1 protein-coding gene is annotated in these 378 nt (G+C 35.2%); it reads left to right on the forward strand.

Annotated features, from left to right (window positions below):
- Positions 1 to 377, forward strand: a 377-nt coding sequence (locus JEM65_RS22205) for an acyltransferase family protein (RefSeq protein WP_199603945.1), incomplete at its 5' end; no start/stop codon positions are given.
- Between the last annotated feature and the right edge of the window lies 1 nt (position 378).

The following is a 378-nucleotide window of genomic DNA, read 5'->3' on the forward strand; positions in this document are numbered from 1 at the left end:
CACTATTGTTTTATGTTTCTGGGATGGGCGTATATTTTGCAATGAAAAAGAGAGATTGGAAAGCACTAGTCTTAGAACGATCTAAGCGAATACTTTTGCCTTTCATCTTTGGATACCTAGCCATTACACCGCTGCATATGTTCGTATTTCAGAAATACTATAACATGCCTTTTCAATACTTTTCTGATAGTGGACATTTATGGTTCTTGGGTAATATATTTGTCTATGTGCTATTGCTAACACCAGTCCTTTACTGTTTGAAAAAGCATGGCGATGGTAAATTCAAAAAAGCATTTTCTAAGATCATGTCTTATGCCATCGGTCCATTAACAATATCTATCTTTTTTATCTTAGAAGTGTTGTGGGTCAAGCCTTAGT

The organism is Gelidibacter salicanalis, assembly GCF_016469035.1.
Lineage (GTDB): Bacteria > Bacteroidota > Bacteroidia > Flavobacteriales > Flavobacteriaceae > Gelidibacter > Gelidibacter salicanalis_A.